Source organism: Mycolicibacterium sp. XJ1819, from assembly GCF_053483675.1.
This window is the reverse complement of record NZ_JBEFST010000016.1, coordinates 73,677-94,205: the sequence shown is the minus strand read 5'-3', so window position 1 is coordinate 94,205 and position 20,529 is coordinate 73,677. Positions and strand designations below refer to the sequence as shown.

20 protein-coding genes and 1 pseudogene are annotated in these 20,529 nt (G+C 68.2%); 11 read left to right on the top strand and 10 right to left on the bottom strand.

The genetic code is table 11. The features are described from left to right. Positions 1 to 12 precede the first annotated feature (12 nt). The 5 genes and pseudogenes from ABQE89_RS18505 to ABQE89_RS18485 all read right to left on the bottom strand — a co-directional run. Positions 13 to 405: pseudogene (locus tag ABQE89_RS18505) on the bottom strand (nuclear transport factor 2 family protein); the annotation flags it as partial. Next, positions 402 to 1,277, bottom strand: a complete 876-nt coding sequence (locus ABQE89_RS18500) for an LLM class F420-dependent oxidoreductase (protein WP_448419226.1) — start codon at positions 1,275 to 1,277, stop codon at positions 402 to 404. The gene ABQE89_RS18500 and the pseudogene ABQE89_RS18505, both read right to left, overlap by 4 nt. Then, positions 1,274 to 2,653 (bottom strand): serine/threonine-protein kinase, encoded by a 1,380-nt coding sequence (locus ABQE89_RS18495; protein WP_448419224.1) that lies wholly within the window; start codon positions 2,651 to 2,653, stop codon positions 1,274 to 1,276. Before ABQE89_RS18495 ends, ABQE89_RS18500 begins: the two co-directional genes overlap by 4 nt. A gap of 22 nt (positions 2,654 to 2,675) precedes the next feature. Then, positions 2,676 to 3,782 carry a PDR/VanB family oxidoreductase gene (locus ABQE89_RS18490; protein ID WP_448419222.1) on the bottom strand — a complete coding sequence of 369 codons (1,107 nt, stop codon included), beginning with the start codon at positions 3,780 to 3,782 and terminating at the stop codon, positions 2,676 to 2,678. After that, a complete protein-coding gene (locus tag ABQE89_RS18485) occupies positions 3,782 to 4,699 on the bottom strand; it encodes a metal-dependent hydrolase (RefSeq protein WP_448419220.1) in 918 nt (305 codons plus the stop codon). The genes ABQE89_RS18490 and ABQE89_RS18485 overlap by 1 nt, the downstream gene beginning before the upstream one ends. Positions 4,700 to 4,791: 92 nt before the next feature. Here ABQE89_RS18485 and ABQE89_RS18480 point away from each other — a divergent pair, with 92 nt between their 5' ends. After that, positions 4,792 to 5,637: a lysophospholipid acyltransferase family protein gene (locus ABQE89_RS18480; RefSeq protein ID WP_448419350.1), complete on the top strand. Its 846-nt coding sequence runs from the start codon at positions 4,792 to 4,794 to the stop codon at positions 5,635 to 5,637. A 3-nt stretch (positions 5,638 to 5,640) separates the two neighbouring features. Continuing rightward, positions 5,641 to 6,075 (top strand): SRPBCC family protein, encoded by a 435-nt coding sequence (locus ABQE89_RS18475; RefSeq protein ID WP_448419218.1) that lies wholly within the window; start codon positions 5,641 to 5,643, stop codon positions 6,073 to 6,075. Positions 6,076 to 6,079: 4 nt separating this feature from the next. On the opposite strand, the gene ABQE89_RS18470 is transcribed toward ABQE89_RS18475, so the two are convergent. Further along, positions 6,080 to 6,487 carry a hypothetical protein gene (locus ABQE89_RS18470; RefSeq protein WP_448419216.1) on the bottom strand — a complete coding sequence of 136 codons (408 nt, stop codon included), beginning with the start codon at positions 6,485 to 6,487 and terminating at the stop codon, positions 6,080 to 6,082. A gap of 79 nt (positions 6,488 to 6,566) precedes the next feature. Next, complete coding sequence (malQ, locus tag ABQE89_RS18465) at positions 6,567 to 8,696, bottom strand: 4-alpha-glucanotransferase (protein ID WP_448419214.1); 2,130 nt, start codon at positions 8,694 to 8,696, stop codon at positions 6,567 to 6,569. 54 nt (positions 8,697 to 8,750) lie between these two features. Here malQ and ABQE89_RS18460 point away from each other — a divergent pair, with 54 nt between their 5' ends. Continuing rightward, on the top strand, positions 8,751 to 9,944 hold the full coding sequence (locus ABQE89_RS18460) for an MFS transporter (RefSeq protein ID WP_448419212.1): 1,194 nt from the start codon (positions 8,751 to 8,753) through the stop codon (positions 9,942 to 9,944). Here the strand turns inward: ABQE89_RS18460 and ABQE89_RS18455 are convergent. Then, positions 9,913 to 10,236, bottom strand: coding sequence for a DMT family transporter (locus ABQE89_RS18455; RefSeq protein ID WP_448419210.1), 324 nt, complete (start codon positions 10,234 to 10,236; stop codon positions 9,913 to 9,915). The genes ABQE89_RS18460 and ABQE89_RS18455 overlap by 32 nt on opposite strands. After that, entirely contained in the window at positions 10,236 to 10,574 is a 339-nt protein-coding gene (locus ABQE89_RS18450) for a DMT family transporter (protein ID WP_448419208.1), read from the bottom strand. The genes ABQE89_RS18455 and ABQE89_RS18450 overlap by 1 nt, the downstream gene beginning before the upstream one ends. 99 nt (positions 10,575 to 10,673) lie before the next feature. Between ABQE89_RS18450 and ABQE89_RS18445 the strand changes: the two genes are divergently transcribed. From ABQE89_RS18445 to ABQE89_RS18415, 7 genes are all read left to right on the top strand, one after another. After that, on the top strand, positions 10,674 to 11,318 hold the full coding sequence (locus ABQE89_RS18445) for a vWA domain-containing protein (RefSeq protein ID WP_448419206.1): 645 nt from the start codon (positions 10,674 to 10,676) through the stop codon (positions 11,316 to 11,318). Next, on the top strand, positions 11,315 to 12,868 hold the full coding sequence (locus ABQE89_RS18440; protein ID WP_448419204.1) for a carboxylesterase/lipase family protein: 1,554 nt from the start codon (positions 11,315 to 11,317) through the stop codon (positions 12,866 to 12,868). The genes ABQE89_RS18445 and ABQE89_RS18440 overlap by 4 nt, the downstream gene beginning before the upstream one ends. A 103-nt stretch (positions 12,869 to 12,971) precedes the next feature. Then, positions 12,972 to 13,856, top strand: a complete 885-nt coding sequence (locus tag ABQE89_RS18435; protein WP_448419348.1) for a sterol desaturase family protein — start codon at positions 12,972 to 12,974, stop codon at positions 13,854 to 13,856. Between the two features lie 270 nt (positions 13,857 to 14,126). Continuing rightward, complete coding sequence (locus ABQE89_RS18430) at positions 14,127 to 14,831, top strand: Rv1815 family serine proteinase (RefSeq protein WP_448419202.1); 705 nt, start codon at positions 14,127 to 14,129, stop codon at positions 14,829 to 14,831. Between the two features lie 39 nt (positions 14,832 to 14,870). Then, a complete protein-coding gene (locus tag ABQE89_RS18425) occupies positions 14,871 to 15,209 on the top strand; it encodes an ArsR/SmtB family transcription factor (RefSeq protein WP_448419200.1) in 339 nt (112 codons plus the stop codon). Beyond that, positions 15,206 to 15,850 (top strand): SRPBCC family protein, encoded by a 645-nt coding sequence (locus ABQE89_RS18420; RefSeq protein ID WP_448419198.1) that lies wholly within the window; start codon positions 15,206 to 15,208, stop codon positions 15,848 to 15,850. Before ABQE89_RS18425 ends, ABQE89_RS18420 begins: the two co-directional genes overlap by 4 nt. A 105-nt stretch (positions 15,851 to 15,955) precedes the next feature. Then, positions 15,956 to 17,449, top strand: coding sequence for an FAD-binding protein (locus tag ABQE89_RS18415; protein WP_448419196.1), 1,494 nt, complete (start codon positions 15,956 to 15,958; stop codon positions 17,447 to 17,449). 71 nt (positions 17,450 to 17,520) lie between these two features. Here ABQE89_RS18415 and ABQE89_RS18410 read toward each other — a convergent pair whose 3' ends face one another. Further along, positions 17,521 to 19,434, bottom strand: coding sequence for an ABC transporter ATP-binding protein/permease (locus ABQE89_RS18410; protein WP_448419346.1), 1,914 nt, complete (start codon positions 19,432 to 19,434; stop codon positions 17,521 to 17,523). Positions 19,435 to 19,636: 202 nt separating this feature from the next. Here ABQE89_RS18410 and ABQE89_RS18405 point away from each other — a divergent pair, with 202 nt between their 5' ends. Further along, positions 19,637 to 20,470 (top strand): sugar phosphate isomerase/epimerase family protein, encoded by an 834-nt coding sequence (locus ABQE89_RS18405; protein WP_448419194.1) that lies wholly within the window; start codon positions 19,637 to 19,639, stop codon positions 20,468 to 20,470. Positions 20,471 to 20,529: the final 59 nt, after the last annotated feature.

The window sequence follows — 20,529 nt, the reverse complement described above, 5'->3', positions numbered from 1 at the left end:
GCGGCCGTGGATGCGCCAGCCCTTCGGGGTGCGCAGGTACTCGTCGTCATAGCGCAGATGCCACACCAGGTCGGTGATGTGACCGTCGGCGACGCTCCAGTGGTGCGCGACGCAGGTGATCCGGCCCAACGCGTAGTCGGGGTCGCCGCCCACGGCGTACACCTCACCGACGATCGCGTGTTCGGTGCGGGCCACCGCTCCCAGCGTCGCCATCGCCGCCCGCACGCCGTCGCGTCCGTGTAGGTGCCGCACCGGTTCCAGTGCCCGCGGTGGGTCGGGCAGTCGCAATTCGGCTGTCTCCGTGAACAGTTCGACGACGTCGTCGAACCGGCGGTCGTCGACCGCGGAAGCGTAGAGGTGCACCAGGTCGGCCAGCGCCAACCGGTCGGCGACATCGAGGTTCATGGCGTCAGCGACAACCTCTGCGCGCACGCCGACAGCTGGTCGCGGGCCTCGTCGATGTCGGCAGTGGGCGGCATGGCGAGCACGAGGCGGTGGGCCCCCAGCGCTGCCAGCCGCTCGGCGCGTTCGGCGTCGATCTTGGTCACGAGGTGGCCCAGCGACAGCTCCAGCGCGTCGGGGTCGCGGCCCGCCGCGGATGCCGCCTCGCGCATGACCCCGACCAGGTCGACGAGTTCGGCGCCGCCGACGCCCAGCGGCTGGAACCCGTCCCCGAGCCGGCCCGCGCGCCGCGCCGCGGCCCTGCTGTGGCCCCCGATGTGCACCGGGATCCGCCGGGTGGGCTGCGGGTGACACATCGCGTGGTCGAAGCCGAAGAACTCACCGCGATGGCTCGCGCCCTGCGGCGGGTGCTCCCAGAGCAGCCGCATCACCTCGAGCTGTTCGTCGGCGCGGCGGCCGCGGCCGGCGAAGTCGGCGCCACACGCCTCGATCTCCTCCTTGAGCCAACCGACGCCGACGCACAGCCGCAGCCTGCCCCGGGACAGGCCATCGATGGTGGCCACCCGTTTGGCCAGCACCACGGGGTGGTGGTTGGGCAGCACCAGCACGCCGGTGGCCAGCCCCAGCCCCCGGGTGTGCCCGGCGAGAAAGGCCAGCAGGTCCAGCGGGTCGGGCACCGGGCAGTCCGCGGCCAGCTCCACGCGCCCGGACGGGTCATACGGGTAGACGCTTGCGTACTGCGACATCAGCACGGTGTGTTCGACGACGACGATGGACTCGAAGCCGCACTCCTCGAGATGCCGGGCGAACGGAACCATGAACTCCGGGTCGGCGGTGACTCCGGCCGCGACGGGGGCGACGACGGCGAACTTCATGGCAGCACCGGCAATCCGTTGCTTTCGCGGATGTCACGGCGACATTCGCGTCGGGTCTGACCGGTCTGCTGCATGCACACCCGCACCGGGTGGTCTTCGGCAACGGGCAGCGGCTCGTCGGTCGGCTCGGCGGTCACGGTGGGGCTGGCGATGTCGCCCGCGGTCAGCGACCAGATCGAGGCGCCGGTGGACTGCAGTGTCGAGCAGTAGGCGACCGATCCGTTTTCGGTGGTGCCGGTGCTTCCGACCGGTGAGCAGTTCGCGCCGATGGTCGCGACGGTGGCGGCGGGGGATGGCGGCGGCGTCGTCACCGGGGTCGTCGCCGCTGTCGTCGTCGGCGGTGTGCTCGGCGGTGTGGTCGTCGTGGTTTCTGTGGTCGGCGATGCGGGTTGGGCTTGGGGGCGGTCGGCGCGGCGGGTCTCGACGACCGCGACGGCGATCGCGGCGATCAGCAGCACGGCCAGCACCGCGGGCACGACGACGCCGGCCCGCAGCGCCGACTCCTTCGGCGGTCTGCGGTGGGCGGTGGTGGGGGCAGACCCGAGTCGGTCGCCGAGCGCTCGCGCGAAGTCGGCGCACCGATCGAAGCGGTCCTGCGGGGCCTTCGCCAGCGCCTTGGCGAACACGGGGTCGAGCGCGGCCAGGTCCGGCCGGTGCGGGGCGACCGTCGGCGGTGAACCGGAAAGGTGCTGGCCGATGACCACAGCCGGATTCGAGTGCTCAAACGGGGGAGAGCCCGTCAACAAATGAAAGGCGGTGGCCGCCAACGCATATTGGTCAGCGCGGCCGTCGAGACGCTCACCCATCAACTGTTCGGGCGCCGCGTAGGACACCGTGCCGACGGTCATGTTGGTGGCGGTCAGGCCGCTGATGTCGTTCGACCATCGGGCGATCCCGAAGTCCGCCAACAGTGTTCGTTGATCACCGGCCTCCGGGTGGGCAAGCAGGATGTTGGCGGGTTTGACGTCGCGGTGCAGCAGGTTACGTTGGTGCGCATAGTCCAACGCGTCGGCGACGGCGGTGACGATCTGGACCACTTCGGCCGCCGGCATCCCGTCGGGATGTCGTTCGCGCAGCAGGTGTGCCGCGTCGGTGCCCTCGACGTAGTCCATCGAAATCCAGATCTGGCCGTCGAACTCACCGCGGTCGTGCACGCCGACGATGTGCGGATGCCACAGCGTGGCCGCGATGTCGGCCTCCCGGTGAAACCGTTGCCGGTACTCGGGGTCGGCCGACACCGACGCCGGCAGCACCTTGAGCGCGTCGCGGCGCGGCAGCCTCGGGTGCTGCGCAAGATAGACCTCGCCCATACCGCCGACGCCGAGCATCCGCACGATGGTGTAACCGGCGAACGTCGCACCCTCGGCCAACGGCATGGGCGAATAGTACGAGACGTGGCTACAGGTCGAGCGTGAGATGCGATCCGTCACCGGCGCGCGATACGCAGATCAGCATCATCTGGTTCTCCCGCTCCGGATCGGTCAGCAGCGAGTCGCGGTGGTCGACGGCGCCGTCGAGCACCTTGGTGCGGCAGGTGCCGCAGAAGCCCTGCCGGCAGGAATACGACGCGTGCACACCGGACCGGGCCAACGCGGCCAACAGGGTCTCCTCCGCGCCGACCTCGATGCGCTCACCAGTCGAGGCCACGGTCACGGCGAACTGTCGACCGTCGACCACCGGTGGTGCGGCGAACCGTTCGAAATGCAGTTCGACGTCGTCGCGACCGATCAGCTGCGACCGGATTGCGGTCAGCATCGGCGCGGGCCCGCAGGCGTACACGGCGGTGCCCCCCGGGCAGTCACCGAGTAGGTCGGCCGCGGTCGGCAGGCCGCCCTCGTCGTCGGTGTGCACGCGCACCCGATCGCCGTACTGAACGAGCTCGTCGAGGAACGGCAGGCTGTCGCGGCTGCGGCCGGCGTAGACCATCGACCAGTCGACATCCAGCCGTTGTGCCCGTCGGATCATCGACAGAATCGGGGTGATCCCGATGCCGCCGGCGACGAACCGGAACCGCCGCGTCGGAGATCCGTGGCCGGGCACGGTCATCGGAAACCCGTTGCGCGGGCCGTGCGTCGTGATCGTGGCACCGACGGTCAACGCGTCGTGCACCTCGACGGAGCCGCCACCGCCGTCGGGGATGCGCCGCACGGCGATGCGGTAGTCGGCTCGATTGTCGGGATCACCGCACAGCGAGTACTGACGAAGCCGCCCGCTGGGCAGGTGCACGTCGATGTGGGCGCCGGGATGCCAACCGGGCAGCGGTTTGCCGTCGGCGGCGGCGAGGGTGAGCGCGACGACGTCTTCGTCGCGGGCCACCAGGCGCCGGTCCACCACACGCAGCACCCGGGTCCGGTCCGTCTCGGCGGGCAACCGCACCCGGCGGGTGGCGCCGGCCACGCGTTCCATCCCGGCGATGACGACGCCCGCCAGGCCGACCAGCAGGTCGCGGCGCTGCGCACGCAGCGGGTGGGCCGGCAGGTGGCGGTAGCGTTCGCGCAGGCCCATCAGCGCTGGGCGGCGCGTGCCGCGGGCGAGGCCGCCAGGTAGGCGACGGCCTGCGCGGTGGAACCCATCTGGTCGGGAGTGAACCCGGGCCGGAAATAGCTCATCGTGTTGGACCCGAACAGAGTGCGGAACTTGGGCAACAGCCCGAGTTCGGAATCGCGCATCCGCAGCCGCTGCATCTGCCACCAACCGATGTCATAGGCCGGGTCCGTCTTGAGCAGGTACCAGGTCCCGCGTTGGAAGAACGCGAAAATCGCCGTCGCCGCCAGCGCCATCGCCCTGATCCGGTCGAGATAGCTGTCGTGGAAGTATCTCGCGACGTCGTAGGCGACGCTTCGGTGTTCGACTTCCTCGCTTCCGTGCCAGCGGAACAGGTCGACCATGGTCGGGTCGGCGCCGTGGTCATCCCACGCGGAGTTGAGGGCGAAGTCGCCGAGTACCGCCGTGTAGTGCTCGATCGCGGCGATCAGCCACAGCCGCTCGCAGAGGTTGTTCAGCCGTCGCTCCGGATCGGTGGAATCCGTTGGAGCCAAAACTTTTTCGAACATGTACTCGATGAGTGCCAGCATGGGCGACGGGTCGACTCCATTGCCGACCAGAAAGTCGCGTACCACGTCGTCGTGCGCGGCCGCGTGCGTGGCCTCCTGTCCGATGAATCCGCGGATGTCGTCGGCCAGCCGGGAATCTCTCACCAGTGGTAGCGCCTCGTTGAACGTCTTGACGAACCAGTGCTCACCGGCGGGCAGCACGACGTTGAACAGGTTGATCATCGTGGACGCCACGGGGTGACCCGGTATCCACTCCAGCGGGATGCCGGACAGGTCGAAGTGCACCTTACGGGCCTGGATCTGCACTGGTCCCGGGTCGACTTCACGTTCGAAGCGGCGTGGACGCAACACCGCGGGTGATTGATGCATAGAGGCTCCTCCTGGCGAAACCGTGTCCCGCAGTTTACCGATGCGGTCAGCACAGGGGTTTCAGGTTCTTCCGTGGTGGAAATATGACCGCCATGGCGGGTTTCGGCGACATCCTGGACTGGGCCAGGGCGCAAGTCACCTCCCGCGTCCCGAAGGCCAACCTCGACCATCGCGATCCCGACTACATCCGTGAACAACTGCCGGGCCTGTGGCTGGTGGCGTCACTGTATTTCCGCGCCGATGTGCGGGGACTGGACTGCATCCCCGCCGACGGGCCGGTGCTTCTCGTCGGCAACCACAGCGGCGGCAACGTCCCACCCGACACCTTCGTGTTCACGCTGGCGTTCTGTTCGTACTTCGGGGTGGAGCGCCCGTTTTACCAACTCGCGCACAACCTCGTCGTGTCGGCGCCGCCGTTGGCCTCGCTGCGCAAGTTCGGCACCGTGGCCGCCAACCACGAGAACGCGAAGCTGGCGTTGGAATCGGGGGCGGCCCTGCTGGTCTACCCCGGCGGTGACTATGAGGTGTTCCGGCCGTTCTGGGAGCGCAACAAGGTCGACTTCGGCGGGCGCACCGGCTATGTCCGACTGGCCAGGGACGCCGGCGTGCCGATCGTGCCGATCGCCAGCGTCGGCGGTCAGGAGAGCGTGCTGTTCGTCAGCCGGGGCCAGTGGTTGGCCCGGTTGTTGATGGTGGACAAGTTGTTACGGATCAAGAGCGTGCCGATCGCGATCGCGCCGCCGTGGGGGTTGGTGATCAGCGACCTGGCCGGGCACATCCCGCTCCCCGCCAAGATCGTCGTCGAAGCCCAAGAACCCATTTCGGCCGAGGATGTCCGCGACGGCGACGACGACGCGGTGCACGAGAAGGTGACCGCCAGCCTGCAGTCCGCGGTGGACCGGTTGGCGGCCCAACGGCGATTCCCGGTGATCGGCTAGCCGATGCGGGTTCAGCGCCAGTGCGTGATCGACGCCGACCGGGATGCCGTGTGGAAGGTCGTGGCCGATCCGGCCTGTTATCCGCAGTTCATGGCCAGCCTGGAGCGCTGGGAGGTCCAGACCGAAGGCCCGCCCCGGCGGGGGGCCCGCTACACCGTGCACTTGAGGATCGGCTCGGTGCCCATCGGCGGCGTCGTCGAAGTCGTCGAGTTCGAACCGCCGGCCGAACTGGCCTGGGTCGGCCTGACCGGTGTCTCACAGCGCGGCCGCTTCCGGCTGCGTGAGACCGACGACGGCCGCACCAAGGTGACGTTCCGGCTGGCCTACGAGTCGGCGGGCAATCTGCTCGGGTTGATCGCAGACCGGGTCGCGGCCCGTCAGGTGGGCCGCGCCATGGGGGAGACGCTGAAGAACCTGCGCCGGATGATCGAGGGCTGACCCGCTAGGCAGGCGGCGGGGCGGCCGGCCCCGGTGCCCCCTGGATCGGGACGACGGGCGTGGGTGTCACCGTGGTGACGCCGTTGGCGCCGACCCTGGGTCCGCCCGACGGGCGCATCCGCTCGAGTTTGTCGGCCGCGGCCTGGCTGCAGTCCAGCATCAGCAGCACCCGTCCTCCCGAGGTGATCTTCTGCGTGTCGACCAGGCACTCGGCCTGCGACAGGGCGCTGCCGAACGAACCGCCGAACGAGGCCTTGACGCCCTGACTCTTGAGGATCTGCAGGGCCTTGTTGTACGGCTCACCGACGACATTGAGGCTGTTGACCGGCTGCGACATCGCGATGCCTGCGCCGACGAGGGCGGCTGAACCCACGCCGACCAGCCCAGTGCTGAGCACAACGAGCTTCTTCACGAAACGTCTCCCTTGGTCGGTGCGGTGCGAACATATCGCAGGCGTGACAATTGTGAAACCGCTGACGGCCCGCCCGGCGTTACACCGAAGCGTTGACCGCGGCCCGCATGACCTCGGCCAACCCGGTCGCGCGGGGATCGGTGAACACGTCCTCGAGCAGCATTTTTCCGCCGTCCGGGCCGGCCAGCGGAATCCGCCAGTTCGGATATTCGTCGGTGGTGCCCGGCTGGTTCTGGGTACGTCTGTCCCCGACCGCGTCGGCCAGCGACAGCGCGAGCAGACGCGACGGTGTCCGGCCCAGATAGCGGTGCAGGGCGGTGACCACGTCATCGACGTCGGGGGTTTCGGGGTCGTCGCGCAACAGCCCGACCCGGCGCAGTTCGGCCAGCCAGGCCTGCTGCTGTCGGCGGTCGGCGGCCAACTCGTCCTCGGCGGGCCGGGTCAGCAGGCCGAGTTGTTCGCGCAGTCGCACGTGCTCACCGGCCAGGTAGCCGGCTGTCGGGGGCAGGTCGTGGGTGGTGACCGAGGACAGGCAGTACTCGCGCCACCGTTCGGCGGGCAGCGGTCCGCCGGTGTTCTCGCGGTCCAGTTCGAACCAGAGGATGGAGGTGCCGAACACCCCGCGGTCGCGCAGGTAGTCGCGCACCCACGGCTCGACGGTGCCGAGGTCCTCGCCGACGACGACGGCACCCGCCCGGTGCGCTTCCAGCGCCACGATTCCGACCATCGCCTCGTGGTCGTAGCGCACGTAGGTGCCCTCGGTGGGCTGCGCGCCCTTCGGGATCCACCACAGCCGGAACAACCCGATGATGTGGTCGATGCGTATCCCGCCCGCATGCCGCAGTACGGCGTTGACCAGGGCGCGAAACGGTTCGTAGCCGCGGTCGACGAGTTGGTCGGGCCGCAGTGGCGGCTGCGACCAGTCCTGGCCGAGCTGGTTGAACTCGTCCGGGGGTGCGCCTGCGGTGACGCCGAGGGCGAGTACGTCCTGCAGCGCCCACGCGTCGGCCCCGTCGGGGTCGACGCCGACCGCGAGGTCATGCATGACACCCAGCCCCATGCCGGCGTTGACGGCGCTGGCCTGCGTGGCGGTCAGCTGATCTTCGAGTTGCCATTGCAGCCAGCGGTGAAAATCGACGACGTCGGCGTTGGCGTCGGCGAACGCGGTGACCGCCGGATTGCCGGGATGCTGCAGTTCCGGCGGCCACTCGTGCCAGTCGCTGCCGTAGCGCTCGGCAAGCGCGCACCAGGTTGCGAAGTCGTCGAGACTGCGGCCCTCGCGCTTGCGATAGGCCGCGTAGGCCAGGTCACGGCCCGCCGAGCGCGGCACGCGGTAGACGGCCTCCAGCGCCACTCGCTTGGCCTGCCACGCCGCGTCTCGGTCGATCCGATCGGCCGCGTCGGCGCGCGCCTGGATCGTCTTGCGGGCCCTGCGGATGCGGGCGCGACCGCGTACGTAGGCGAATTCCGGGATGGCCTCCACCCTCAGATACAGCGGGTTGACGAAACGGCGCGAGGTCGGCAGGTACGGCGACGGCTCCATCGGGGCGGTCGGCGCGGCCGCGTGCAGCGGATTGACCAGAACAAAACCCGCGCCGTGCGTCGCGGCCCACACCGCAAGATCCGTCAGATCCGTCAGATCGCCTGTGCCCCAGGACCATCGCGAGCGCACACTGTAGAGCTGAGCGGCCAGGCCCCATTGCCTGCCCGCCGGCGCCGGCAGGGCGGCGGGCGCGACGATGACCGGGGTGACGACCTCGCGCGAGTCCAGTGACAGGTGGAGCCGGTGGTAGCCGGCAGGTAGGTCGGCGGGCAGCTCGAAGCTGGCCTCACCCACCAGGCGGCCGTCGAGATCGTAAGGTGCCCTGTTGTTTTCCAGCTGACGCAGATCGGTGCGCGCGGTGCCGTCCTCCAACCGCAGCCACGGATGCGCCGGGCCGCCGTGTGACACGTGCACCCAGAACGACGAGGTGGCACCGGATCGGCCCACGACGGTCGGGGGCAACGGTCGCGACCAGTAGTCGCGGTCGTGTGCGGCCAGCGCCGCGCTGCGGCGGTACTCGGTGGCAGCGGACACCCCCAGCGCGTCGAGCACCGCGATCAAGGTGGTCTCGGCGACGGTGACGTGCCCTCCGGTCCAGTCCACGTATTCGGTTGCCACGCCGTAGCGCCGCGCCAGCTCGACAACTGACTCGGGCAGCTCCATCATGCCCCTCATCTTGCCCGGGCGATGCGCGCCTCAAACTGCGGTAGGGTCGCGCCGATGGCGCTCGAACGGCTCGCGGAGACGCGAAACCGGCGGGCCCGGCTCGCGGTGGCGGCGCTGTTCTTGAGCAACGGCGCGATCTTCGCCAACCTGTTGCCCCGATATCCCGAGATCAAGACCGACCTGCACCTGTCCAACGTCGTCTACGGTGCGGCGGTCGCGGCGTTCTCCGCGGGTGCCCTGGTAGCGGGACCCTTTGCCGCCACGCTAATCCGCCGCTGCCGCTCGTCGCGCGTGGCGGTGGCCGGAACGTTCGGCATCGCGGCGTTCGTCGTGGCCGCGGGGCTGGCCACCTCCCCGCTGCTGCTGGCCGTGGCGTTGTTCGTCGCAGGCGCGTCCGACGCGGTCACCGACGTGGCCCAGAACGCCCACGGGCTGCGGGTGCAACGCATCTACGGCCGTTCGATCATCAACTCGTTTCACGCCGTCTGGGCGGCCGGGGCCATCATCGGCGGCCTGATGGGCGCCGCGGCCATCGCGCTCGGCGTCTCCCGGGCGGTGCATCTGTCGGTGGCCGCCGTGGTGTTCAGCGCCGTCGCCGCGCTCGCCTATCCGCGTCTGCTGAAGGGGCCCGACGACCACGGCCGCCCGTCCTCGCCTCCGGGTCGCAGGGCAGTAGCGGGAGCGGCGGTCTACGCGACGCTGCTGGCACTGGTGGTGATCGCGGTGGCGGGCGCCACCGTCGAGGATGCCGGAAGTTCTTGGGCCACATTGTATCTGCGCGACAGCATCGGCACCCCGGGCGCGGTTGCGGTGTTCGGTTACGTCGCGTTGGTCGGCTGCATGTTCGTCGGCCGACTGGTAGGGGACCGGCTCGTCGACAGGTTCGGCGAACGCGCGGTGGTCAGGGCGGGCGGGCTGCTCACAGCTGTGGGCATGGGCGCTGCGCTGGCGTTTCCCTCTGTCGCCGGCACGATCGCGGGGTTCGGCGCCGCCGGACTGGGCGTGGCGACGCTGATCCCGGCGGCCATGCACCGGGCCGACCAGTTGCCCGGGCTGCGGGCCGGAAGCGGGCTGACCGTGGTGACCTGGTTGATGCGGATCGGCTTCTTCGGGGCGCCGCTGATCGTCGGCGTGATCGCCGACGCGACGAGCCTGCGCGTCGGGTTGCTGTCGGTTCCGGTCGCCGGGGTGCTCGCGATGGCGCTGGCCGGTGCGCTCAGTGCACGCCCCCGGCCGTCTCGATGGTGAGCACCCCGCCCACGATCAGCGCGATGCCCAGCGCCATCACCCACGTCATCGGTTCCTGGAAGAGGTACCGCGCGAGGAGTGCGACCAGCGCCACACCGCACGCCGTCCACACGCCGTAGGCGATGCCGACGGGCATGCCCAGCGCCAGCGTCAACCACAGCAGGTAGAACGACACGAGATAACCGACCACCACCGGACCGATCCACGCCTTCTTACGGAAGCCGTCGGAGGCGCGCAGCGACAGCGTGGCCATCACCTCCACGACGATCGCGCCCGCCAGCGACCACCACATCACGCCTCGACCGCGCCGGCCCGCTGCGACCCGATCTCGACCAACAGGACGCCGACGACGATCAGCCCGATACCGGCCACGATCGGCCAGGTGAACGGGTCGCCGAAGAACACCGCGGCCAGCACCGCGGTTCCCGCCGTGCCCACGGCCCCCCAGATGCCGTAGGCGACGCCCACGGGCATCCCGGTGCGCAGCACCATCGCCAGCAGCACGAACGCCCCGAGATAGCCGGTGACGACCACCGCCAGCCAGGCGGAATGATCTTGGGAGGCACGCAAAGACAGTGTTGCGGCCACCTCCACCACGATCGCCCCCGCCAACAGCAGCCACTTCGTCACGCGATCAAGTTAACCGACCGCGAACCCGCTGAACAAAAGGATTGTCAGGGGCCGGGCGTAGCCTGAAAAAGTTGTGTCCCATCGAGACAAGGAGCCCCCGTGACGGACCCTCGGCGCTGCCTCATCGCTGTTCTTCTCGACCGCTCCGGATCGATGGAGGCCATCAGGACCGACACCGAAGGCGGCTTCAACGCGTTCATCGACGGACAGCGCGACCAACCGCTCGACATCCGGGTGACGTTGGCGCAGTTCGACACCGAGTATGAGGTGGTCTACGGCGGCCGCCCGGTCGCCGACGTGCCGCCGCTGCAGCTTCAGCCGCGCGGCGCCACCGCCCTGTATGACGCCGTGGGCCGCCTGGTCACCGATGTAGGCGCCGAACTCGCCGCGCTGCCCGAGGATCAGCGGCCCGGCAAGGTCACCGTCGTCGTACTGACCGACGGACACGAGAACTCCAGCAAGGAGTGGACACACGACGCGGTCAGCGCCGCCATCCGGCGCCAGGAACAGGACTACTCATGGGAGTTCGTGTTCCTCGGCGCGAACATGGACGCGGTGGCCATCGGGCGCCGACTCGGCTTCGCCGCCGACAGGTCGATGACCTACGCGGCCGAGGCGGACGGGGTGCAGGCGGCATGGGCCGCCACCACCGACTACGTCGCCCGCAGAAACGCCGCCCCGGACGCCGCACCGGTCGCCGGTTTCTCAGACCGGGAGCGCGCCGCGGCCCGGGGCAGCCGATGACGGCCGAGACCCGGCGGTTGTCCGACGACCGGCTCGTCGTGGACACCACCTACGGGCCGGTCCGGGGTGTCGACAACGGAACGGTCAAGGCGTGGAAGGGAGTCCGATACGCAGCGCCGCCCGTCGGCTCGCTTCGATGGCGCGCGCCCGAGCCCCCGCAGCGCTGGTCGGAGCCTGCCGACGCCACCAGGGTGGGGCCGGTCTGTCCGCAGCCCACCGATCCGAAGATCCCGATCGATCTCGGCGCGCCACAAGGCGAGGACTTCCTCACGCTGAACGTCTGGGCGTCCTCGGACACCGAGGCCGGCGACGGTAAGCCCGTCATGGTGTGGGTGCACGGCGGCGCCTACGTCCTCGGTTCGGCGGCACAGCCGCTGTATCACGGCGGGGTACTGGCCTCCGGCGGCCAGGCGCTGATCGTCACCGTCAACTACCGGCTGGGCGCCCTCGGGTTCATGGACCTGTCGTCATTCGGGGAGCCATTCCACAGCAATCCCGGCCTTCGCGACGTGCTGTTCGCGTTGCAGTGGGTGCGCGACAACATCGCCGGATTCGGTGGCGACCCGAACCGGGTCACGCTGTTCGGGGAGTCCGCGGGCGCGGGCATCATCACCACGCTGCTCAGCAGCCCCGCGGCCGAGGGGCTGTTCCACGCCGCGATCGCGCAGAGTTCACCGGCCACCTCGATCTACGACAGCGAGCGGGGCCGTCGCGTGGCCGAACTGTTCCTCGACGCGTTGGGTCTGGAGGCCGACGCGGCCCAGCGCCTGCCCGACGTCCCGCTCGGCGCGGTCCTCGACGCCTCCAGCCGGGTGTTCGACGAGGTACCCGCGCGCACGCCGGGCACGCTGGCGTTCGCGCCGATCATCGACGGCGACATCGTCCCCGCCCATCCGGTCAAGCTGGCCCGTGAGGGTCGCACCCACCGCGTCCCGCTCATCATCGGCACCAACCGGCACGAGGCCGCGCTGTTCCGCTGGATCAAGTCGCCACTGATGCCCATCACGCCGCAGGCGATCAGGGCGATGTTCAACGAGATCGCCGCCGAGCAACCGGATCTGCGGCTGCCGTCCGAGCAACAGATCCGCGAGGTGTACCGCGGCCGCGGCAGGATCCCCGGCATGCGGGTGGCCCGCGACGTCGGGTTCCGGATGCCGTCGATCTGGTTCGCCGAGGGCCATCGCGAGGTGGCCCCGGTCTACCTGTACCGATTCGATTTCACCACCCCGATGCTGCGGCTGCTGCGGCTGGGCGCAGCACACGCCACCGAGTTGCCCTACGTGTGGGGCAACCTCGTCGCCGGGCCGAAAGACCCGACGTTTCGGCTCGGCGGGCTCAAGGTGGGCAAACGGGTGTCGGAGCGGATCCGGACGCGCTGGGTGAACTTCGCCGCCGACGGGTCGCCGTCCGGGCCGCCCGGGTCGCCACCGTGGCGGCCCTACCGCGAGGACCGCGCCACGCTGGTGATCAACGCCGACGACAGGGTGGTCGAGGACCCGGACCGACATGTGCGCGCGGCCTGGGGTGACGAGGTGCTCAGCTTCCGCTAGGGCTTTTTCGCAGGCCGTAGACTTGGGCCGATCGTTGACGTTGGCCCGAAAGGTGTGACCGGTGGATTGGTCGGGTGTGTTCTCGCATGTGCTCCCGCCGCTGATGCATGATCCGGTGGCGTTCGCCATCCCGTTCTTCCTGCTTCTGCTGATCATCGAATGGGCCGCCGCTCGCCGACTGGCCCACACCGAGGCGCAGCGCGCACCCGCGGGCGCCTACTCCAGGTCCGATGCGTGGGCGAGTATCTGGATGGGCGTGGTGTCGGTGGGGACCAGCGGTGTCCTCAACGCGATCGCGCTGATCGGCTACGCCGCGCTGTATGTGTACGTGGCGCCCTGGCAACTGCCTGCGAACGCCTGGTACACGTGGGTGATCGCGATCGTCGGCGTGGATCTGCTCTATTACGCCTACCACCGGATCGCCCACCGGGTGCGGCTGTTCTGGGCGACGCACCAGGCCCACCACTCCAGCCAGTACTTCAACTTCGCCACGGCGTTGCGGCAGAAGTGGAACATCAGCGGCGACGTCTTCCTGCGAGCACTGCTGCCGTTGTTCGGTGTGCCGCCGTGGATCGTGTTCGCCAGCTTCTCGATCAACCTCATCTACCAGTTCTGGATCCACACCGAGCGCATCGGAAAGCTGTGGCGGCCCATCGAGTTCGTGTTCAACACGCCGTCGCATCATCGGGTGCACCACGGCATGGACCAGCAGTACCTCGACAAGAACTACGGCGGCATCTTCATCCTGTGGGATCGGCTGTTCGGCACCTTCCAGGCCGAAACCGTGCGCCCCAACTACGGGCTGACCAAGCAGGTCGACACCTACAACATTTGGAAGCTGCAGACCCACGAGTACGTCGCGATGTTCCGCGACGCCCGCGCTGCCGGCCGCTGGCGCGACCGCCTCGGCTACATCTTCGGCCCCCCAGGCTGGCAGCCGGCTCAACAGCGGCCCCGTGCGGAACGGGCCACCGCCGTCTCGGTCTAACCCAGAGTCGGGAAGATGACGCCCACCGGGGGCGGACCCCGCAACTTTGCGACTCTCGGCACACCGGTTCGCCGGGTCGCGATGGCCCAGCGCCGATGCGACCCCGAGTCGTGGCTGTAACGTCCCTGTGATCTTGGCCGATGGGCAAGTGTGGCTACCAATGAGGCAAGGTCGCTTCGTTTCACGCGCGATTGCCGGGTCGATGACCCGGGTATAGCAGTCGGCGCGGCGGCAACCGCGACCGTGCCACCGCGAGAGATCGGAGCGACCGTGCGCCGACGTTGGGGACGTGTGCTGGCGGCAGCCGTCGCGCCGATGTTGGCGCTCATCGCGCCGTCGGCGACCCAGGCCGACCCGGGTGTGCTGGTACATCCGGGCATGGAGGTCATCCAGGGCACCAACGTCTGCACGCTGGGTTTCGTCGACATCCAAGCCCGGGTCGCCTACACCGCGGGGCACTGCCGCGGAGACGGAACGGTGCGGGACAACGGCGGCAAGTTCGTCGGCAGCCAGGCGTCCTTCCGCGACAACACGCCCGACGGTGCCACCATCGACACCAACCATCAGATCACCGACTGGCAGGCCATCAGCCTGGCCCCGGATGTGATGGTCAACGACATTCTTCCCGGCGGCAGGGTGCTGGTCTCCGATCCCGCGACCCTGCCCGCACCGGGTCTGCCGGTCTGTCACTACGGCGTCATCACCAAGGAGAGCTGCGGGACCATCGAGGCCGTGCACAACGGCTGGTTCACGATGGCCAACGGCATCGTCAGCCAGAAGGGCGATTCGGGCGGACCGGTCTACGCCATCACCCCGGACGGCCGGGCCGCGATTGTCGGCATGTTCAACAGCACCTGGGGGCAGTTCCCGGCGGCGGTGTCCTGGCAGGTCGCCAGCCAGCAGGCCCGCGAAGACGTGATTTCCGCGGCCTCTGCGGAGACCCGTGCGGTGCCGGCATCGATTCCTCATCCATAAGTCTTGACTTATATAAGCTGAAACTTTAATCTCTGGGGTGTGCACGCGTTCGACGTCCTCGGAGATCCGGTGCGGCGCCGCATTCTCGAGTTGCTCGCCGACGGGGAGATGCCCGCCGGTGCCATCAGCTCGGTGATCAAGGACGAGTTCGCGATCACTCAACCGGCGGTGTCGCAGCACCTCAAAGTGCTGCGGGACAACGGATTCACCTCGGTACGGCCGGACGGGCAGCGACGGCTCTACGCCGTCAACGGTGCCGCTCTGCGCGACGTCGACGAATGGCTCGATGCGTTCCGGCGCTTCTGGTCACCGCGGCTGGATGCGCTCGGCACCGAAGTCGCGCGGGGTAAACGACAACGACGAGGGAGCGCCAAATGACGGAGATCGACGTCGACCATCAGATCAACGCGGTCGAACGCAAGGTCGGCGCACGCACGATCGACGCCGGGGACGCCCACGTCGTCACGATCAGCCAGTCCTACGCGACCGACGTCGACGACCTGTGGGACGCCTGCACCAACATCGAGCGCATCCCGCGCTGGCTGTTTCCGATCACCGGCGACCTGGCCGTCGGCGGTTCCTACCAGTTGGAGGGGCATGCCCACGGCACGATCCTGACCTGCGACCCGCCGCGAAATTTCACCGCCACCTGGGAGTACGGCGGCAACATGAGCTGGATCGAGGTCAGCATCGTCGCCGCCGACGCGGGATCGTCACGGTTGGTGCTCGACCACATCATCGGCGTCGACGACCAGATGTGGCGCGACTTCGGGCCGGGGGCAGTCGGGATGGGCTGGGACTCCATGCTGTTGGGCCTTGCCCTGCACACCAGTAGCGGGCAGAGCATCGACCCGTCGTTCGGGCAGCAGTGGGTCGGCACCGAGGAGGGCAGGCGCTTTCTTCGTCGGTCGGGGCAGGCGTGGCAGGCGGCGCACGTCGCCTGCGGTGAAGAGCCGTCGCGGGCGCACGCGCTGGCGCAGCGATGCGTCGGCGCCTACCTGGGCGAGCCGCCGAACTAGAACACGTTCTAGCCAATCGGGCAGGCCGGGGATATCCTCGACGATGCCTGCCCGGACACCTGTCCAGATCGCGTGGCCGGCGCAAATCCCAGATCAGGAGCAACAGTGAGCGCAACCGACATCCCCGACACCATCGACGCCGCCGAGCTGACGTCGTGGTCCGACGAGTTCGACGTCGTGGTGGTGGGCTTCGGCATCGCGGGTGGCTGCGCGGCGGTCAGCGCAGCGGCCGCCGGCGCGCGGGTGCTGGTGCTGGAGAAGGCGGCCGCAGCCGGCGGAACCAGTTCGATGGCCGGCGGCCACTTCTACCTCGGCGGCGGCACCGCCGTACAGCAGGCCACCGGTCACGACGACAGCGCCGAGGAGATGTACAAGTACCTCGTCGCGGTGTCACCGGATCCCGACCACGACAAGATCCGTGCCTACTGCGAGGGCAGCGTGGAGCACTTCAACTGGTTGGAGGACTTGGGCTTTCAGTTCGAGCGCACCTTCTATCCGGGCAAGGTGGTGGTGCCACCGGGCACCGAGGGGCTGTCATACACCGGCAACGAGAAGGTGTGGCCGTTCTGCGAGAAGGCCAAGCCCGCACCGCGTGGGCATTCGGTGCCGGTGCCCGGCGAGTTGGGCGGCGCGGCGGTGGTCATCGACCTGCTGGTCAAGCGGGCCGCCGATCTCGGTGTGCAGATTCGCTACGAGACCGGGGTGACCAATTTGGTGGTCGACGGTGATCGGGTGGTGGGCGTGCGCTGGAAGCACTTCGGTGACACCGGCCATATTCGGGCCGACAGTGTGGTCATCGCGGCGGGCGGATTCGCGATGAACGCAGAGATGGTGGCCCGGCACACGCCCGCCTTGGCGCACAAGCGGCGCACCCGGCACCACGGTGAGGTCGAACCGTACATCCTTGGCAACCCCAACGACGACGGCCTGGGTATCCGGTTGGGCATCTCGGCCGGCGGGGTCGCGCAGAACCTGGACGGACTTTTCATCACCGCAGCGGCATATCCGCCGGAAATTCTGCTGACCGGGGTCATCGTCAACAAGGACGGCAAGCGCTTCGTCGCCGAGGACTCCTATCACTCCCGCACATCGGCGTTCGTCCTGGAGCAGCCCGATCAGACGGCCTACCTGATCGTCGACGAGGCGCACATGGAGATGCCCGAGATGCCGCTGATCAAGTTCATCGACGGTTGGGAAACCGTCGCGGAAATGGAAGCCGCCCTTGGCATTCCGGAAGGAAACTTGGCCGCGACGCTGGACCGGTACAACGAGAACGCCGCCCGCGGCGAAGACCCCGACTTCCACAAGCAGGCCGAATACGTTGCTGCACAAGACAAGGGGCCATGGGCGGCGTTCGATCTGTCGCTCGGCCGGGCGATGTACTCCGGCTTCACGATGGGCGGATTGACGGTGTCGCTCGACGGGCAGGTGCTTCGCGAGGACGGCAGCGTCGTCGCGGGTCTGTACGCGGCGGGGGCCTGCGCGTCGAACATCGCCCAGGACGGCAAGGGTTACGCCAGCGGCACCCAGTTGGGTGAGGGGTCGTTCTTCGGCCGCCGCGCGGGCGTCCACGCCGCCCAGGTGTCTGCATCCTCTTAACCGCGAGCAGACGCTAATTCCACGCCATCACGGCGTGTCGCGCGCACTTTGCGTCTGCTCGCGGGGAGGAATTACACCCGGGCCGGCTCGTCGCCCTCCACCCGTCCGAGCCGCCATTCGCCGTCCCCGAGCAGTTCGAGTTCATGAGTGTGGTGCTGTTCGACGGTGCTGCGGTGGCTGACGCTGACCAGGATGGTGTCGGGAAGTTCGGTGCGCACCAGGTCGTAGAGCAGAAACTCCAGCCCCTCGTCGAGCGCCGAGGTGGACTCGTCGAGGAAGGCCGCCTTGGGCTTGGTCAACAGGATCCGGGCGAACGCGATGCGCTGCTGCTCACCCGGTGAGAGCACCTTGGCCCAGTCATCGACCTCGTCGAGACGATCCACCAGATGCGGCAACGCGACCTTGGCCAGCATGTCGCGCAATGTTTGGTCGTCGATGGTTCCGACTTCGTTCGGGTAGCTCACTACGGTACGCAGATCACCCAGCGGAACGTAGGGCAGCTGCGAGAGGAACATCGTCTCGTTGGGTCCGCACGGGCGCGTCAACGACCCGGACGTGAACGGCCACAACTGCGCCAGGCTGCGCAGCAGAGTGGTCTTGCCACTGCCGGACGGTCCGGTGATCACCAGCGTGTCGCCGACCTCCAACCGCATGTCGAGCGGTTTGATCAGCTGCGTGCCGTCGGGCGTGCGCACCTCCACGTCGTCGAGTTCCACGGTGCCGTCGGCGCACGGGTTGGTGGTCAACTCCGGCAGCGCTCGGCCCTCGTCGTTGGCGACCACCAGGCCATGGAGTCGGATGATCGCCGCACGGTACCCGGCGAACTGGTCGTAGACGTTGCGGAAGAACGAGAGCCCCTGCTCGATGTTGCCGAACGCGGCCGCGGACTGATTCACCGCGCCCAACGTGATCTCGCCGCTGAAGAACCGCGGGAACTGCAGCAGGTAGGGCGGCACGACGATGATCTGGTTCATGGACAGGTTCCACCCGATGAACCCCATCATCCGGTTGATGTAGCGCTTGTAGTTGTCGACGACGGGCGCGAAGAGCCGCCGCAGACCGGTGCGCTCGGCGATCTCGCCGCGGTAGAAGGCGACCGCCTCGGACGCGTCACGCAACCGCACCAGCGCGTACCGGAAGGCGGCGTTGAACTTCTCGTTGTTGAACGACAGCCAGATGATCGGCCTGCCGATCCAGAACGCGAACACCGACGCGAACAGCACGTAGCCCAACAGGATCCAGAACATCGCCTTGGGCACATCGCCGACAACCGGCAGCGTCAGGGCCCCCGCGAGATTCCACAGGATCACGGTGAACGAGATCATCGAAACGATCGCATTGACCGCGCCGAACAGCAGCGTGGAGGTCGAGGTGTTGTTGGGGGTGTTGGGCAGACCCCCCACCCCGGCGGTGAAGATGTCGATGTCCTGCTGGATGCGCTGATCCGGGTTGTCGATGGTCTCGCCGATGAACCGGCCGCGGTAGTAGGCCTTGTCGTCGAGCCAGTCATCGGTGAGCCGGTTGGTGAGCCAAATGCGCCACGCCAGCATGAAGCGCTGGGTGATGAACAGGTCCAGCATGATTCGGCTGACATGCAAGACCGCGAGCACGGCGAAGACGACCATCGACAGCCAGAAGCCGTCCCTGCCGGAGTCCTTGACCGCGTCGTCGCCGGTGCCCAGGCCCGACGCCACCACCTGGAAGCTGGTCAGCATGTCGTTGCCCTGATAGGTGAACAACACCGAGAGCCGAACACCCACGATCACCGACAGCAGGATCGCCGCCAGCCACAGCCAGACCTTGATGCTCTCGGGGCCCTTGAAGTAGTCGCCGGTGATCCGCCAGAACTGGCGACCCCACGTGGTGAACCGGGCGATGAGCACCACGATGATCAACGTGGCGATCGCCGCGATCACCCAGGCGCGTGCGACCCAGATCAGTGACGTCCAGAGCTCATGGCCCCAGTCCAGCGTCGGGGCGAACATTCCCTCATTCACTCCGGCAAGGTACCCTCCCAGATCGCAGTCGGGGCAGTGGAGTGCTCAACTATCCGGTTTCGGTCGCCACCGCTGCTATACATGAAGCCGTGGCGACGGTGAGGAGCGCAGTGCGGAGTCGACGTGTATTCCCAGCCCTTGGTGGCGGTGGTGGTGCATCGTTGAGGCATCGAAAGACACCGTTGGGATGGTGAGCATTGCCTCCGACCTTGTCCTCTACAACGGATGTTTGGTCCGCACCGCATTTGTCGACTTCGTCAGCGCGGCGGCATCGGCCGGATTCGATTCGATCAGTGTGTGGCCGTTGGTCTTTCGGCGAGCAATCTCGCGCGAGGGGATGACGCCCGGCCGGATGAGACAGGCACTCGACGACGCCGGCATAACCTGCTCGGAGATCGAGGGTTGTGATGATTGGACCCGGAGGTCCCGGCCCGCGTCCGGTGCCGACTCCCGGTGGCGGCGTTTGGATTTCTTCGCCGCGGCCGCCGCGCTTGGCGCCGACACCATCTCAGCCGTGGCGGATGACGGCCCGTTGTCGATCGACATAGCGACCCAGGGCTTTGCCGAATTGTGTGACGACGCGTCGGCCTTCGGTCTGCGGGTGTCGTTGGAGTTCGTCCCGTTCACCGCAATTCCGAACCTGGCGACCGGATGGCGCATCGTGCGCGAGGCGGGCCGGCCCAACGCCGCATTGACCATCGACATGTGTCATCTGATCCGGGGCGGATTTGACGATGATGTGTTGGGTGACATTCCGCCGGAATACATTCGCGCCATCCAGCTCGCCGACGGCCCAGCTTGTGCGCCGGAGGATTTGCTGTTGGAGACGCAGTACCACCGCGCATTGCCGGGAACAGGCGAGTTCGATCTGGCGACGCTGATCTCCGCATTGTCGCGCCGGGGCGTGCGCGCCAGGGTCGGGCCCGAAATGTTTCGAGCCGATTCCGACGGCCGGTTACCGGCCGATGTCGCGGCGGACCTGTACGCTTCGACGCGCCGAGTCCTGGACTCCGCGCGCAGGTAACGTCCGCACGAGCGCAGGATTCGGGTTCTTGTTCCGGCCGACACTTTCCCCGCCGAGTA